The organism is Mycetocola miduiensis (genome assembly GCF_900115155.1).
GTDB lineage: Bacteria > Actinomycetota > Actinomycetes > Actinomycetales > Microbacteriaceae > Mycetocola_A > Mycetocola_A miduiensis.
Window position 1 is genome coordinate 78,241 of sequence record NZ_FOVM01000001.1, and the last position, 14,577, is coordinate 92,817.

Here is a 14,577-nt window from a genome sequence, read left to right on the forward strand (position 1 = left end):
GGGTCCTCTTGATAACAACCGGAGAAAGAGCAGAATGGGGGCTATGAGTGCATCAGCGACGACGACCTATACGGCAAAGCTCACGGATGGGCCACTGGAGGGCAAGACCCTGTCGGCGGACTTCCTCGACTCCGGTGATCCGCGTCCCACCGTTGACATCGCCGCGCCCGGCGGCAAGACCTATGTCTATGCACGCACGTCGGGCCAGGAGTTCGAATCGGAAGATTCCGACCGCCCCACCGCGGTCAACTATCGGTACCTGACCACGAACTTCGACGAGGCCTAGGCCGCTCTTCGGTTCCCGGTTCGTCCCTGCCCCGCGACGCCTGTCACCCCGGCGGCGAAGGCCCGGCCCGCGACCTCACGCTCACCGGAATTCCGAGCACCTGCCGTGTCGCCGTAACAAGTACCTCAAGGCCGTTCACCGTGCACTCGCCCAGCACCGCCCCGTTGAGCCGCGCCGCTTCCGCCGCGTTGGCGCACGGATACCCCGGCACCAGCCCGGACGCCGTGTCGGCTGCGGCGAGCGCCGCGGAATCGGCGGCGTTCGCGGTCAGTTGACGTGCCGTCAAGGCGGCGTTGAGCGGCAACGCCAGTCCCGCGAGCAGGAGCACCGACGCCACGAGCGCGACGGCCAGCACCGACCCGGACCCCGCCTCCCCCGGGGCCGAAGCTTCGTCCTGTGTGAACCCCATGCCGTCTCCTCCTCACAACCCGCCGGCGAGGGCGCAGCCCGACGCGCGCACCCGCACACCGGCGATCGCCGCCGGGCCGAAGCCGGCGGGGGCGCTGAGCTGCACACAAACGAAGTCGCCACTCATCGACGTGCTCATCGCTGCAGACGACGCCACCCGGTGCACCCGGGCGGCGGCGACGGCGGGCGGGTCACCACGAGCCAGGGTGCGCGCGGCGTCCGCGGCGGCATCTGTCAGTCGTATCTGCTGCGACGCAACCTGGATGGCTCCCAGGCAGCAGGCCAGCACCAGCACGACGACAGGGACCGCCACAGCAAACTCGGCGGCGGCGCTGCCCCGTTCGTGAGGCGGCGCGGGCCCCTCGCTGCCGTGTCCACCGATCGTCGGCGGCTGTTCGGTCCGCCGGCGGCGCCCGGCCCGAACCTGGGCGCCGCCGAACCCTGAGGACCGCATGATCAGCCGTTGACGGTGAGCGCCCGGCGGATGAGATCGGTGAGAATCCCCCGCACCTCATCCGAGCGCATGATCGCGACCAGCAACCCGGCGAAGCCGACCGCCGCCATCGTCGCGATGGCATACTCCGCCGTGGCCGCCCCGGAGTCATCAGCCAGCCGCGTTCGCAGGCGTTCAGCCGGGTTCCGTAGTCGCACCATGTCGTTCTTCTCCTTTAGGTATTCGTTAGGTATTCGAGGTGATCGGGCGGCGCGAGTACAGCCATCCTCCCCTCCCGGTCAGGCCCGAAACCGGTTCGATGGGATCGGTGGAAACCTCATTCGATCTCCCGCAGCGTGGAGGAGAGAACACTCAGGAGCAGGGGCGCGACACCGACGAGCATGAACGCCGGCAGAATGCAGAGTCCGAGCGGCAGCATCAGCCGGGTGGCGAGGGAGGCCGCCGCCTGCTGGGCGTTCGACCGGGCGTCGCGCCTCACCTGATCCGCTTCACCGCGAAGCAGGTGAGCGGCCGGGACACCCGCCGCCCGTGACAGCGCCAGCACGCTGGCAATCGCAGCGTCCTCCCTGGTCGCCTCAGAAAGACGGGCGGAGCGGACGGTCGCGGATGGACGGAACTCGGCGAGCGCGGAATCCACGACGGCAACCGCCCGGTCCACGGATGCTCCTGACGACATCGCAATCGCGGTGAGGTCGATCGCAAGGCCGGGAGCGCTGGATTGCGGCGTGGACCGGCGCACCATCGCCGCCGACCATCGCCACGCGGCGAGCATGAGCATCATCGCCCCGCCCAGGCAGACCAGGCCGGGGACCGTGCCGACCAGCGTTCCGAGAGTGTCGAAGCCGAGCAGGAGTCCGAAGAGCAGCCCGACGACCGGGAGCGCCAGAACCAGTCGTGACGTCGACCGGGGTCCGGCCAGGGCTGTGTCGATATCCCGTTGTGCCTGGCCGAGGGCGCGTTGGGACCGTGCGAGCTCGCGCAGGCATCCGGCCAGCGGCGCCCCGGTCTCCGTCGCCACCGACCACGCCGCAGCAACGGTCAGCCAGGCATCCGCCGCCGGGGAGTCCCGGCGGCTTTTCACCGAACGCCCTTCACCACCGGTCGGACCCCGGACTGCCTCCGCGATGGCCGCGGCAACATCGGTACCGTTCTCCGCGGCAGCCGCCGCGGCGTCCAACACACCGCCAACATCGGCCCGGGCGCGGACCGCCTTGGCAGGCATCCGGCCGGGCGCCCTGCGAGGCGGGGGCGGCCGGGGTCCGTCACGCCGGGTCCGCCGCGTCCGGCCCCCCGACCCGGCAGAGTCCTCACCGGCCAGCTGGCCAGACGCCAGGTAACCCCACGCCGCGGACGGCGGGACCCCCGCAGCGAGAAGAACCGCGAGGCGCTCAGTCACCGCGGCGACCCGTTCAACCGGTGGCGTTCGATCCCTGCCTTTCATTGCGCGCCCGCCTCCGATCGAATTGCGAGCCTGCCGTTCCCGTCGAGTTCGAACCGACCGACCCGGTCCAGCCGCCGCACGCCGCCGCGCCGTTCAAGGTGCAGTACGAGGCCGATCGCGCTCACGGTCTGCCGGGCAACGGCATCCGGTGTCATCCCGGCCAGCGCGCCGAGCGCCTCGACCCGTGCCGGGACATCCGGCAGCGAGTTGGCGTGCAGGGTTCCTGCCCCGCCAGCGTGCCCGGTGTTCAGCGCCGCGAGCAGCTCCCGCACTTCGCCGCCACGACATTCGCCGACGACGAGGCGGTCCGGCCTCATGCGAAGCGCCTCACGCACCAGCCGCTCCAGGCCGATCGCGCCCGCGCCCTCGAGGTTGGCCTGACGGGACTCGAGCGAGACGAAATGGGGATGCTCCACGCCCAGCTCGGCGACATCCTCGATCGCGACAATCCGCTCGTCGTGCGGCGCCTCGGCAAGCAGCGCCCCGAGAAGCGTCGTCTTGCCGGAGCCGCCGGCACCGGTGACGAGCAGGTTGACGCGTTCGGCGACCGCCGCGCGCAACCGGCTCACGAGGTTGGCGGAGTCCTCGCCGAACATACCGGCGGCAGCCAGGTCGGCGAGCCCGAAACGGCGTACCTGCGGAATGCGGATACTCAGCACGGTACCTCCGACCGACACCGGCGGCAGAACGGCGTGAACCCGAACGCCGCCGTGCAACCGCACGTCGACGCAGGGCGTCGCCTCATCAATGTGGCGGCCGCCGAGCGCGATGAGTCGAACCGCGAGCTCGCGCAGCGGACGTTCCGCCATCGACCACGCTGCATCCCGCTCAGGTCCTGCGCCTCGATCGATCCACAACCCGCCTTCGCCGTTGACGAACACGTCGGTGACCTCCGCCGCCATTAAATAGGGCGCAAGCGGGCCGAACTCGGCGGCCATTCGCATCCGGGCAAGTCGGGCATCGGCGAGCGTCTGCCCGGGTGGACCCGCCCGAATGCTGTTCGACGATGGCGCCCCACCGAACGGCGGCGGTTCGCGGCCGTGTCGCTGAAGCGCATCGTTCGTCGTGCGGCCATCAGCAGGCCGAGTCGAGGCCGGAGGGATGCCCGCCCCGAGCAATCCCAGTTTGGGCGTAGCGACGAATCGGTCGGTCATGCAGGCCAGAGTACGGAGCGGGACGATCGCAGAAGCGGGGCCAGAGGCATCCGTGGATAACTAGATGAGAACCGGTCGGTGTGAGGGAGCTTGCTCGCGCGGGCGACGGAATCCGGCACCTGGGAAATTAAGAGGGCGACACCCATTGGGGGGAATGGATGCCGCCACACGCGACGCTCGATTGGGGGGAATCATCACGTCGCACGCACGAATATAAGAATTCGGCCGAGCCCAAGTGTACGCGCATACGGCCGCTACGCAAGACTTTGGAGGGGTTTTTGGTCCCCCAAAGAGTGGACACTCAGCCAGCGCCCCGCTCAGCACGGTCCACACCCCCCGAGGAGGGGCCACGGTGATCGGAGTAAGGTCTGTATGAGTCACACAGCTGTGATGCCGCTAACCCGTCGCAAAGGAGCGAGTAGCCACAAGATGAATACGCAGATCGACAATCTCCTGCACGAACACCGCAAGTTTCCTCCGAGCGAGGATTTCGCCCGGGATGCGGTGGCCACGGCCGAACTTTATGCCGAAGCCAAAGCGGACCGCCTGGGGTTCTGGGCCCGGCAGGCGCGTGAGCTGCTGGACTGGGAAACACCGTTCACCCGCACCCTCGACTGGTCGAACCCGCCATTCGCGAAGTGGTTCGAGGACGGCCGGCTGAACGTCGCATACAACTGCCTCGACCGCCACGTCGAGGCCGGCAATGGCGATCGTGTCGCGTTCCACTGGGAGGGTGAGCAGGGCGACAGCCGCACCGTCACGTACGCAGAACTGACTGCAGAGGTAAAGCGCGCGGCGAACGTGCTCTCCGGCCTGGGCATCGGCGAAGGCGACCGCGTCGCGATCTACCTTCCGATGATCCCCGAAGCCGTGGTTTCCATGCTCGCCGTCGCGCGCCTCGGCGCCGTGCACTCGGTCATTTTCGGCGGATTCAGCGCCGACAGCATCCGTTCTCGGGTTGACGATGCCAGTGCGAAGCTGGTCATCACCGCCGACGGTGGGTGGCGGAAGGGCAAGGTCTCGGCCTTGAAGCCCGCGGTGGATGCCGCGCTGCAGGCCCGCGGCGACCTCGGCCCCCAGGAGACGGTCACCAATGTGCTCGTCGTGAAGCGCGGGGAGAACGAGATCGAGTGGACCGACCGCGACCTGTGGTGGCACGACGAGATGGCGAAGGCCGAGCCCGAACACGAGGCGCAGGCGTTCGGTGCGGAAAACCCGCTGTTCATCCTGTACACCTCGGGGACGACCGGCAAGCCGAAGGGAATTCTGCACACCTCAGGCGGCTACCTCACACAGTGCGCCTTCACTCACAAGATCGTTTTCGACCTGAAGCCGGAGTCGGATGTCTATTGGTGCACGGCTGACGTCGGCTGGGTGACAGGCCACAGCTACGTCGTCTACGGGCCGCTCGCGAATGGCGCCACCCAGGTGCTCTACGAAGGCACCCCGGACACACCTCACCCTGGACGGTGGTGGGAGATCATCGAGAAGTACAAGGTGACGACCTTCTACACCGCGCCGACCGCCATCCGTTCGTTCATGAAGCTGGGGCGGAAGATCCCGAAGCAGTTCGACCTGTCGAGCGTGCGCCTGCTCGGGTCGGTCGGTGAACCGATCAACCCTGAAGCATGGATGTGGTACCGCAAGGTCGTCGGAGGAAAGGCCGCCCCGATCGTCGACACCTGGTGGCAGACCGAGACCGGCGCGATCATGATCTCGGCGCTGCCTGGGATCACCGAGACCAAGCCCGGCAGCGCGCAGGTGCCGATCCCCGGGATCAGCATCGACGTCGTCGACGATGACGGGCAGCACGTGGGCACGGGCAATGGCGGGCTGCTCGTCGTCACCGAACCGTGGCCGTCGATGCTGCGTGGCATCTGGGGCGACCCCGAGCGGTTCAAGGAGACCTACTGGGAGAAGTTCGGCGACAAGTACTTCGCCGGCGATGGCGCACGACTCGACCACGAAGGCGACATCTGGCTGCTCGGCCGTGTCGACGATGTGATGAACGTGTCGGGGCACCGGCTCTCGACGGCGGAGATCGAGTCCGCCCTCGTCGCGCATCCGTTCACCGCAGAGGCTGCGGTCGTCGGTGCGCACGACGAGACCACGGGTCAGGCCGTCGTGGCGTTCGTCATCATCAAGGAGAGCATGCTCGAGGAGTCCGCAGCGGTGGACGACATCGCAGCGGTCCTCAGGGCGCACGTCGGCGAGCAGATCGGACCCATCGCGCGCCCCCGCGACGTGTTCGTGGTCAACGAGCTCCCGAAGACCCGGTCGGGCAAGATCATGCGGCGCCTGCTGCGCGATGTCGCCGAGGGTCGTGAGGTCGGCGACACGACCACGCTGGCCGACACCACGGTGATGCAGATCATCACCGGGCAGGTGACGGCGAAGTAGCGTCGCACGTTGTGCAGGAGATTGCACGCTTATCAGGACGAAATGCCCAGACGCATCCGGAAAAACGTGCGATCTCCTTATGAACGGATGCCGGTCACGATAACGGATGCCCATCACGCGGCCAGGTGCAGCCCCTGCGCCATCGCCGAGAGCACGGTTGACTCCACGTACTCCCAGCGACCCAGGACCTGCGCGTAGTCGAATCGGAAGACGGTGTAGCCCCTTAGCGTTAATCTGCCGTCCTGCCGCAAGTCGCGGCGGCGCTGTTCGGCGTTCGAGTGCGGACCGTACCCGTCGATTTGGAGGACGAGCCGATCGCCGATGAGTCCATCCACGGGATGGTCGTCGATGATCACCTGCTGACGAACGACGATGCCGATCCGCGCGAACCTCAGCCGCGGAATGGACTCAATGCCGGAGTCTGACGATTCGCTCGCTGCCTCCCGCGCGATACGGAACCGTGTTGACTTCGATGAGACGCGCGCCAACTGGCTGGCACTGATCTTTTTCAGCCTCAACGCCGAGTCGAGGACGACGACGGCCGTTTCAAACGGCTGGCATTCGGCCACTCGCACGAGCACCTTCTCGAGTGGGTCGACGAGCCTCAGGGAGCTGACCGGGACGGGGCCTTCGGACCAGTGGGCCTTCACGTCGGTCGGAAGGGCGAGCCTGCCGGCGTTGGCCGGAACGGCGAGGTGCGTCGCGGTGTCCTCAGGCGTCCAGAGCCCATAGCGCTTCGAAGCAGTCAAGCAGGTCAGCCGGCCGCCGTGACGTGCAGCCAGCAGGATGTCGGGGTCACATCCGGGCAGGGCCAGCCAGTCCCGGCGAACGCGGACCAGTTCGCCGGAGGCGAGCGCCGCACGGATGCCGTACCGAGTAGCTCCGGCCCTGATGATGTCACTCGTGTGGGCGATCTGACCGCTGCGTCGCACCCAGCTTTCGATGTCCATGACTCGACGATCCCGGAGCGAGAGGGCTGGCTCCGCCGTCCACAGCAATCTGTGGAGAATGGCAGCGCCGAAACGGCCGGGGCAGGGATGACCCGCAGCGAACCCAAAAGGAGATCGCACGGTTATCAGGACCAAATGCTTGAAAGCATCCTGATAACCGTGCGATCTCCTGCTAATCGTGCGAAGAGGAGTCGCGCGCTACGCGAACGCGACCACGAGCTCCACTTCGACCGGGGCGTCGAGCGGCAGCACCGCAACACCGACGGCAGAGCGGGCGTGGATGCCCGACCCACCGAAGATCTCGCCGAGCAGCGTCGACGCGCCGTTGATCACTCCCGGCTGGCCGGTGAACGACGGGTCGGATGCCACGAAGCCGGTGACCTTCACGATCTGGGTCACCCGATCGAGCGACCCGATCACGCCCTGGACGGCCGCAAGAGCGTTGAGTGCGCAGGTCGCCGCGTACGACTGTGCATCCTCAGCCGACACCGAGCCGCCGACCTTGCCCGTTGCTGGGAGCACGCCGTCGACAAACGGCAGCTGGCCGGAGGTGTAGACGAGGTTCCCCTGCACGACGGCGGGGACGTAGGCGGCAACGGGTGCGGCGACGGCGGGGAGGGTGAGGCCGAGCTCACTGAGGCGGTCTGCGATTCGCGACATCAGGCATCCGCCAGTGGACGCTTGAGGTACGCAACGAGGCCACCTTCAGGGCCGTTGACGACCTGCACGAGCTCCCATCCGTCACTGCCCCAGTTGTTGAGTATGGCGGCGGTGTTATGGATCATCAGCGGCGTGGTGATGTACTCCCAGCGAGGCATGTTTTCCTTCTGTTTGTGCGGTTTTTGTGCGGGTAGAGGCGCTTTTACAGATTTGTCACTTATTCTCGATCCTATGCCTGAACAAAAACGCACGGGTAGAGGTGTGCTCGGGGGCTTCCTCGGCTTCATCGGCCTTAGTGTCGCAGCCGGACTCCTCGTCACTGCAGCCATCACCCCCGCCATTGCCGTGACCGGCGTCACCGCCAACAACGCCATCAGCGTCTTCGACGGTCTCCCGGACTACCTCAAGGTCGGAAAGACCATGGAGAAGACGAACATCTGGGCGAACTCAGCAGACGGCCAGCCCGTGCTTCTGGCATCCTTCTTCGACCAGAACCGCGACGAAGTGGCCTGGGACCAGGTCTCGCAGTACGCCAAGGATGCCGCGGTCGCGGCCGAGGACCCCCGCTTCTATTCACACGGCGGAATCGACGTCATGGGCACGACGCGAGCCGTCCTGAAGACGTACATCGGCGGAGACACCCAGGGTGGCTCGTCGATTACCCAGCAGTACGTGAAGAACGTCCTCGTGCAGCAGTGTGAGATCGATTCGACCACCGACGAAGAACTCAACGCCTGTGCAAACGATGCGACGACCGCAGACGGCGCGGAAGGCGCCGGCCGCAAGCTCAAGGAGATGCGGTTCGCGATCGGCGTCGAGAAGGACTACAGCAAGGACGAGATCCTTCTCGGTTACCTCAACATCGCCAACTTCGGAGCGCGCACGTACGGCATCCAGGCGGCGTCCTCGTACTACTTCGGCGTCAATGCCGCTGACCTGACGATCGAACAGGCCGCGACACTCATTGCGATCGTGAACTACCCGTCTTCGCTCCGCATCGACATGCCTGAGAGCGAGTCGAACGGTGCAGCGAACGGTTACGCGAAGACCCTCGAACGCCGCAACTATGTGATCACCAAGATGCTCGAAGAAGGCAAGATCACCCAGGAACAGCACGACGCAGCACGGGCTGTCCCCGTCACGCCGTCGATCAACCCGCCAAGCACCGGATGCCAGACGGCCGGCGACAGCGCCTACTTCTGCGACTACGTGACCCGGGTCGTCAAGAACGACCCGGTATTCGGCGAGACAGCGGAGGCTCGTGCAGCCACGCTGCGTCGCGGTGGCCTCCAGATCTACACCTCGCTTGACCCCGACCTGCAGGCAGCATCCGCCGCTGCGATCAACGAGTACCTGCCGAAGTCCATGGAAACAGTCCGCATCGGTGGTGCCGCAGTGACGGTTCAGCCTGGAACCGGTCGCGTACTCGCGATGGCGCAGAACAAGACCTACAGCAACGACCCGGAAAAGACGGCGCCCGGTGGCGAGTTCACGTCGGTGAACTACAACACCGACTACAAGTACGGCGGCTCGAGCGGCTTCGACGTCGGATCGACGTTCAAGTCGATGATCCTGCTCGACTGGCTCAAGAACGGGCATTCGCTCCGAGAGACGGTCAGCGGCGAGAAGCGCACATTCAGCCGGTGGACCGACAGCTGCTCAGGCAACTACACCAAGTCGTACACCCCGGTGAACTACGACGGCACGAGCCCGGGCCAGATCACTCCAATCGAGGCAACCAAGCGATCGGTGAACACCGCGTTCATCGCCATGGCGCAGAAACTCGACATGTGCGACATCTTCCAGACCGCCGAAGACATGGGCGTCCACCGCGCGGACGGCGACCCGCTCCAGCGGCACCCCGCAACGCTCCTCGGGTCGAACGAGATCGCCCCGCTCTCGCTTGCCACAGCCATCGCAGGCATCGCGGCGCAGGGCCTGACCTGCACCCCCGTCGCCATCGACAAGATCACCGGCCCCGACGGCGAAGAAATCGCCGCGCCGAAGAGCCAGTGCACCCAGGCCGTGACCCCTGAGGTCGCCAACACGGCCGCGTTCGCTCTGGAGACCGTGTTTGAGGGTGGCGGCACCGCCGCGCGCGCCGCCGTCCCGGGAGCCCCGCTCATGGGCAAGACCGGAACCGCCGACGAAGCCCGGCACTCCTGGATCACCGGCGGAACCACCAAGGCCGTCACCTCTCTCTGGGTCGGAAACGTCGTCGGCCAGGACAGCATGTACGACGTCCGCGTCAAGAAGGGGGTGACCGGCTTCAGCGCGAAGTTCGGCATCTTCTCCGGCATCCTGCGCACGTCGATCGCCAAGTACGGCGGAGACAACTTCGGCACACCGGATGACGCACTGATCCGCGCCAAGCAAATCAAGGTCCCGGATGTCACCGGCCAGTCGGTCGAGGCTGCGACAGCAGCGCTCACCAAGGCGGGCTTCGGAACCCAGGTCGGTGAACCTGTCGCCTCGAGCGTCGGAGCGGGCCTTGTGGCGTCCACGAGCCCTGGGCCTGGGGCCTCCGTATCCACCGGCTCGACCATCACCATCCAGCCGTCGACCGGTACCCCGCCGCAGGCCCCCGAGCCAGAGCAGCCGGAGGCCGGCAGCGTCCCGAATGTCGTTGGCAAGCAAACGGATGCCGCGCGCAGCGACCTGGCGGCAGCGGGCTACTCGAAGGTCAAGGAAGCGTGTCAAGTCGCTCCTGGTGCGGCCGGAAAACCTGAGGTCGTGGCCGCCCAGAACCCTGAAGCCGGTGCCGAGGCCGGGCCGGACAGTGAAGTGACCATCACCATCGCCAAACAGAAGTGTTGATGGCAAGGTCTTCTGGCGGCCGGGGGGCTGGGGTTGCTTTGAGCGCCCTCGCGTTCACTGGCGCCGCCGCGTTCGCCTGGGGTTCCCTCGTAGAACGCCGGCTCTTCACCCTGCGACGTGAGACGGTACCCGTTCTGCCCACCGGTGCCGAACCGGTCACGATCCTCCACCTCAGCGACCTCCACATGGCGCCGTGGCAGCACGACAAGCAGGCGTGGGTCCGTTCGCTCGCACTGCTGAAACCCGACCTGATCGTCGACACCGGCGATAACCTCGGGCATGAAGACGGTATCCCCGGCGTCGAGCGCGCGTTCGCCGAGTTCGGCGGTATCCCGGGCCTGTACGTCCACGGTTCGAATGACTACTACGGTCCGATGCGCAAGAACTGGCTGCGATACCTCACCGGCCCGTCAAGCGCCGGCCGGGGCCCGAAGCCTCCCAAGATACGCAACCTCGACACTGGCCGGCTCGACAGGTTCTTCGCGGATGCCCTGGGCTGGCAGAACCTGAACAACGCCGTCGGAAGCGTGACCGTCAAGGGCACCCGCTTTGACGTTTTCGGTGTCGACGACCCGCACATCGCGGCCGACCGGCTCGACCTGCTCACCGGGCTGCTGGATAACCAGCAGGACGATGAGACCCTCGAGACCACGGATGCCGGCCTGCGGCACGTCGTTCACATCGGCGTCGTACACGCGCCGTACCAGCGTGTGCTGAACTCGTTCATCAACCACGGAGCCGACCTGATCCTCGCCGGGCACACGCACGGCGGCCAGGTGTGCATCCCCGGTTATGGCGCCCTGGTCACCAACTGTGACATCCCGCGCGCCCAGGTCAAGGGACTGAGCCTCTGGCGCCACGCCCTTCGATCCGCGTTCCTCCACGTGAGCGGCGGCCTCGGCACCTCGATCTACGCTCCCGTGCGTTTCGCGTGCAGGCCGGAGGCGACCCTTCTGACCCTCGTCGCCCGCGACTGAGGTCCGCCCGCTCGCCGGTTGCGCAGGAGAACGTACAGTTTTCAGGACCGCCCTTCGACGCGGCCGCGAGCGGCCAGGGACCGGCGCGAAAGCATCCTGATCATCGTGCGATCTCCTGATAGCCGTGCGGCGGCGCGCGCTGAAGAGCGGATGCGACTGCGGGCAACAAAAAGACCGCCCGGCTCCTTATGGAACCGAACGGTCTGACTGTCGGGGTGGCGGGATTCGAACCCACGACCTCTTCGTCCCGAACGAAGCGCGCTACCAAGCTGCGCCACACCCCGATTGGCCCTGAGGCCTCAATAAGAATAGCCGATATTTTCGTTCCCCGATGACGCACCGCACAGCTAGCGGCGGCCAAGACCCCGGTAGGTCCAGCCGGCGGCCCGCCATGCCGCGGGGTCGAGGGCATTCCGGCCGTCGACGAGAATCGGCTGGGAGACCTGCGCCGCGATGGCCGACGGGTCGAGGGCGCGGTACTGCTTCCACTCGGTGAGCAGCACGACCGCGTCAGCGCCGTCGAGCGCCTCGTCGAGCGTGCCGAAAGTGAGTTGCGGATGCAGGCGCTGTGAATTCGGGATCGCCTCGGGATCGGTTCCCACGACGTGGGCGCCGAGCCCGTGCAGCTGCACGGCCACATCGAGGGCCGGTGAATCGCGGACGTCGTCGCTGTCCGGCTTGAACGCAAGCCCCAGCACGGCGACCTTCTTGCGGTACACACTGCCGCCGAGCTCTTCGACGACCACGTCGAGCGCCCGCTGCCGCCGCCGCAGGTTGATCGCATCGACCTCCTTGAGGAAGGCCACGGACTCACCCCGGCCGAGCTCCTCAGCCCGTGCTGTGAACGCCCGGATGTCTTTCGGCAGGCAGCCGCCGCCGAACCCGACCCCGGCGTTCAGGAACCTGCGGCCGATCCTGGCGTCGTAGCCGATGGCATCCGCCAGTTGGGTGACGTCGGCGCCGGTGACCTCGGCGATCTCCGCCATCGCGTTGATGAATGAGATCTTCGTGGCGAGGAAGGCGTTCGCCGCGACCTTCACGAGCTCCGCTGTCGCGAAGTCGGTGACCACGACGGGGGTGTCCGCCGAGACGGCAGCCGCGTACACCTCGTTCAACAGGTCTACGGATGCCTGCTGCCCGGCCTGGACTCCGTACACGAGCCGGTCGGGGCTGACGGTGTCCTGCACGGCGAAGCCCTCCCTGAGGAACTCCGGGTTCCAGGCGAGCAACGCACCCGTGGGTTCCACGAGTTCCGAGAGTCGGGCAGCCGTCCCGACGGGCACGGTGGACTTGCCGACGAGCAGGTCCCCGGATGCCACGTGCGGCAGCAGGGACGTGAAAGCGGCGTCGACATAGGTGAGGTCCGCTCCCCCGCTCGTTTTCATCTGGGGGGTGCCGACCGCGACGAAGTGGACGCGACTGCCGGCGGCATCCGCGATGTCCGTGCTGAACCGGAGCCGCCCTGAAGCGATCCCCTCCGTGAGGAGTTGCGGCAGGCCGGGTTCGTAGAACGGGGCTTGTCCTTCGGAGAGGGCTCCGATCTTTGCGGCGTCGACGTCGATACCGACGACGTCGTGCCCGAGGGAAGCCATGGACGCTGCATGCACGGCACCGAGGTAGCCGCAACCGATCACCGAGATCTTCATAGTGCGCTCAGCCTATCGAGCGCGGGTGAACGGGAGGAAGACGATGTCCACGTGGCCCTACGGTGCTCGGCAGCCGGACACGGCTGAGAACTATCGCGGCTGGTTCGCCGAGATGCAAGCCCCACCCCATTGTCAAGAAGTTCAGATTGGAGCCGGTAACGTAGTGGTTCGTGCGCCGTTCGGCTGGCGCCAGGCACAGACAGGATTATTTCGAGTGATCGTACACAGGTTGACCGTCGATGGCCGCGACTATTTTCTCCCCGAGCCCATTACTGAACTGCGCTCCAAGATTCTTGCGGCGATTCAGGCCGGCGGCGGCTACGTGAACATCCCGCCCCTTCGCGGAGGCCCGGGGATCGACATCCTCTTCTCCCCCGGGATGCCGGTGCTGTGGACCCAGATCGACGTCGGCGGCGACAACGGCACAGAGCCGAGCACGTCGGCGGACGCGGAACTCGACGACGCGTTCGGCCTCTAGACCTACTTCTGCCTGCGGGCGCGGCGCGCCTGGCCTCCAGGCCTGCTTCCGCGTGCGGGCGGGCATGGCCTCCCGTCCGGGGCTCTCGCCGACCTCAGGCGAGCGCGTGGGCGAGCAGCTCGTCGACTTCTTCTACGGGCATCGGTCGCCCGAACAGGTAGCCCTGCGCACGGTCGCACCTCAGGTGGCGGACCCGGTTGAGGTGCTCCTCGGTCTCCACGCCCTCGGCGACGACGCGGACCCCGCGCTCCTGCAGCAGCGCAACAGCGAGAGCAATCAGCTCGCCGCCGATCGACGTCGTCGCCTGAATGAGCGAACGGTCGATCTTCAGTTCGGTGATCGGCAGGTCCTGGAGCTGGGCAAGCGACGAATGTCCTGTGCCGAAGTCGTCGAGCGCGATTCCCAGACCGAACGACTTGAGTCTCGCCAGCCGGGTCGCGACCTCTTGCAGGTCGGCGATGAGCTGCGATTCCGTGATCTCGATGGTCAGCGTGCCTTCGGGCAGGGCGAAGGTTTCGAGCAGGTCTTGCAACTGGGCGAAGACACTGGGTTTGGCGAGTTGAACCGCCGAGACGTTTACGGAGACATCGACGTTGAAGCCGCGGTCCCGCCAACGCGCGGCGTGGCGGCATCCCTCCCACAGCATGTGCGCACCGATCTCATGGATGGTGCCGGTGTCTTCCGCCTCCGGGATGAACACCACCGGCGATACGAGCCCCCGCGTAGGGTGCTGCCACCGTGCGAGTGCTTCCACCGCTGTGACCCGGCCGGACTCGACCTCGACCTGTGGCTGGAACCACGCGACGATCTCACCACGGTCGACGGCGCCGCGCAGTTCGTTCCCGATACTCACTCGACCTCGCCTCCCCGCGGCATTCGTTGTCTCGACACCGGACGTCTCACAGA

At 66.7% G+C, this 14,577-nt stretch carries 15 protein-coding genes and 1 tRNA gene; 5 read left to right on the forward strand and 11 right to left on the reverse strand.

Annotated features, from left to right (window positions below):
• Nucleotides 1-43 precede the first annotated feature (43 nt).
• On the forward strand, nt 44-286 hold the full coding sequence (locus BM197_RS00335) for a hypothetical protein (RefSeq protein WP_090707847.1): 243 nt from the start codon (nt 44-46) through the stop codon (nt 284-286).
• 43 nt (nt 287-329) lie between these two features.
• On the opposite strand, the gene BM197_RS00340 is transcribed toward BM197_RS00335, so the two are convergent.
• From BM197_RS00340 to BM197_RS00360, 5 genes are all read right to left on the reverse strand, one after another.
• Nucleotides 330-695 carry an Rv3654c family TadE-like protein gene (locus BM197_RS00340; RefSeq protein WP_090707849.1) on the reverse strand — a complete coding sequence of 122 codons (366 nt, stop codon included), beginning with the start codon at nt 693-695 and terminating at the stop codon, nt 330-332.
• A gap of 12 nt (nt 696-707) precedes the next feature.
• A complete protein-coding gene (locus tag BM197_RS00345) occupies nt 708-1,148 on the reverse strand; it encodes a TadE family type IV pilus minor pilin (RefSeq protein ID WP_090707851.1) in 441 nt (146 codons plus the stop codon).
• A gap of 2 nt (nt 1,149-1,150) precedes the next feature.
• Complete coding sequence (locus BM197_RS00350) at nt 1,151-1,348, reverse strand: DUF4244 domain-containing protein (RefSeq protein ID WP_090707852.1); 198 nt, start codon at nt 1,346-1,348, stop codon at nt 1,151-1,153.
• Nucleotides 1,349-1,464: 116 nt separating this feature from the next.
• Nucleotides 1,465-2,544, reverse strand: coding sequence for a hypothetical protein (locus tag BM197_RS00355; protein ID WP_143094946.1), 1,080 nt, complete (start codon nt 2,542-2,544; stop codon nt 1,465-1,467).
• A gap of 41 nt (nt 2,545-2,585) precedes the next feature.
• The gene (locus BM197_RS00360; RefSeq protein ID WP_425435659.1) at nt 2,586-3,743 is read right to left on the reverse strand and encodes a TadA family conjugal transfer-associated ATPase; all 1,158 of its coding nucleotides are present in this window, start codon (nt 3,741-3,743) and stop codon (nt 2,586-2,588) included.
• Nucleotides 3,744-4,172: 429 nt separating this feature from the next.
• On the opposite strand from BM197_RS00360, the gene acs reads away from it, so the two are divergent.
• Nucleotides 4,173-6,143: an acetate--CoA ligase gene (gene acs / locus BM197_RS00365; protein WP_090707856.1), complete on the forward strand. Its 1,971-nt coding sequence runs from the start codon at nt 4,173-4,175 to the stop codon at nt 6,141-6,143.
• A 113-nt stretch (nt 6,144-6,256) separates the two neighbouring features.
• On the opposite strand, the gene BM197_RS00370 is transcribed toward acs, so the two are convergent.
• The 3 genes from BM197_RS00370 to sp36 all read right to left on the reverse strand — a co-directional run bounded on the left by BM197_RS00370 (nt 6,257) and on the right by sp36 (nt 7,911).
• Entirely contained in the window at nt 6,257-7,093 is an 837-nt protein-coding gene (locus BM197_RS00370; RefSeq protein WP_090707857.1) for a type IV toxin-antitoxin system AbiEi family antitoxin domain-containing protein, read from the reverse strand.
• A 198-nt stretch (nt 7,094-7,291) separates the two neighbouring features.
• Nucleotides 7,292-7,753, reverse strand: coding sequence for a RidA family protein (locus BM197_RS00375; protein WP_090707859.1), 462 nt, complete (start codon nt 7,751-7,753; stop codon nt 7,292-7,294).
• On the reverse strand, nt 7,753-7,911 hold the full coding sequence (gene sp36 / locus BM197_RS16175) for a Sp36 family protein (RefSeq protein WP_177216662.1): 159 nt from the start codon (nt 7,909-7,911) through the stop codon (nt 7,753-7,755). Before sp36 ends, BM197_RS00375 begins: the two co-directional genes overlap by 1 nt.
• A gap of 73 nt (nt 7,912-7,984) precedes the next feature.
• Between sp36 and BM197_RS00380 the strand changes: the two genes are divergently transcribed.
• Both BM197_RS00380 and BM197_RS00385 read left to right on the forward strand, forming a co-directional pair.
• Nucleotides 7,985-10,570, forward strand: a complete 2,586-nt coding sequence (locus BM197_RS00380) for a transglycosylase domain-containing protein (protein ID WP_090707860.1) — start codon at nt 7,985-7,987, stop codon at nt 10,568-10,570.
• Entirely contained in the window at nt 10,570-11,547 is a 978-nt protein-coding gene (locus BM197_RS00385; RefSeq protein WP_090707862.1) for a metallophosphoesterase, read from the forward strand. The genes BM197_RS00380 and BM197_RS00385 overlap by 1 nt, the downstream gene beginning before the upstream one ends.
• A gap of 210 nt (nt 11,548-11,757) precedes the next feature.
• Here the strand turns inward: BM197_RS00385 and BM197_RS00390 are convergent.
• A tRNA-Pro gene (locus BM197_RS00390) sits at nt 11,758-11,831 on the reverse strand.
• Nucleotides 11,832-11,894: 63 nt separating this feature from the next.
• Nucleotides 11,895-13,193: a UDP-glucose dehydrogenase family protein gene (locus BM197_RS00395; RefSeq protein WP_090707863.1), complete on the reverse strand. Its 1,299-nt coding sequence runs from the start codon at nt 13,191-13,193 to the stop codon at nt 11,895-11,897.
• Nucleotides 13,194-13,407: 214 nt separating this feature from the next.
• On the opposite strand from BM197_RS00395, the gene BM197_RS00400 reads away from it, so the two are divergent.
• On the forward strand, nt 13,408-13,671 hold the full coding sequence (locus tag BM197_RS00400) for a hypothetical protein (protein ID WP_245762324.1): 264 nt from the start codon (nt 13,408-13,410) through the stop codon (nt 13,669-13,671).
• Nucleotides 13,672-13,765: 94 nt separating this feature from the next.
• Here the strand turns inward: BM197_RS00400 and BM197_RS00405 are convergent, their stop codons facing one another.
• Nucleotides 13,766-14,524, reverse strand: coding sequence for an EAL domain-containing protein (locus tag BM197_RS00405; protein ID WP_177216663.1), 759 nt, complete (start codon nt 14,522-14,524; stop codon nt 13,766-13,768).
• Nucleotides 14,525-14,577: the final 53 nt, after the last annotated feature.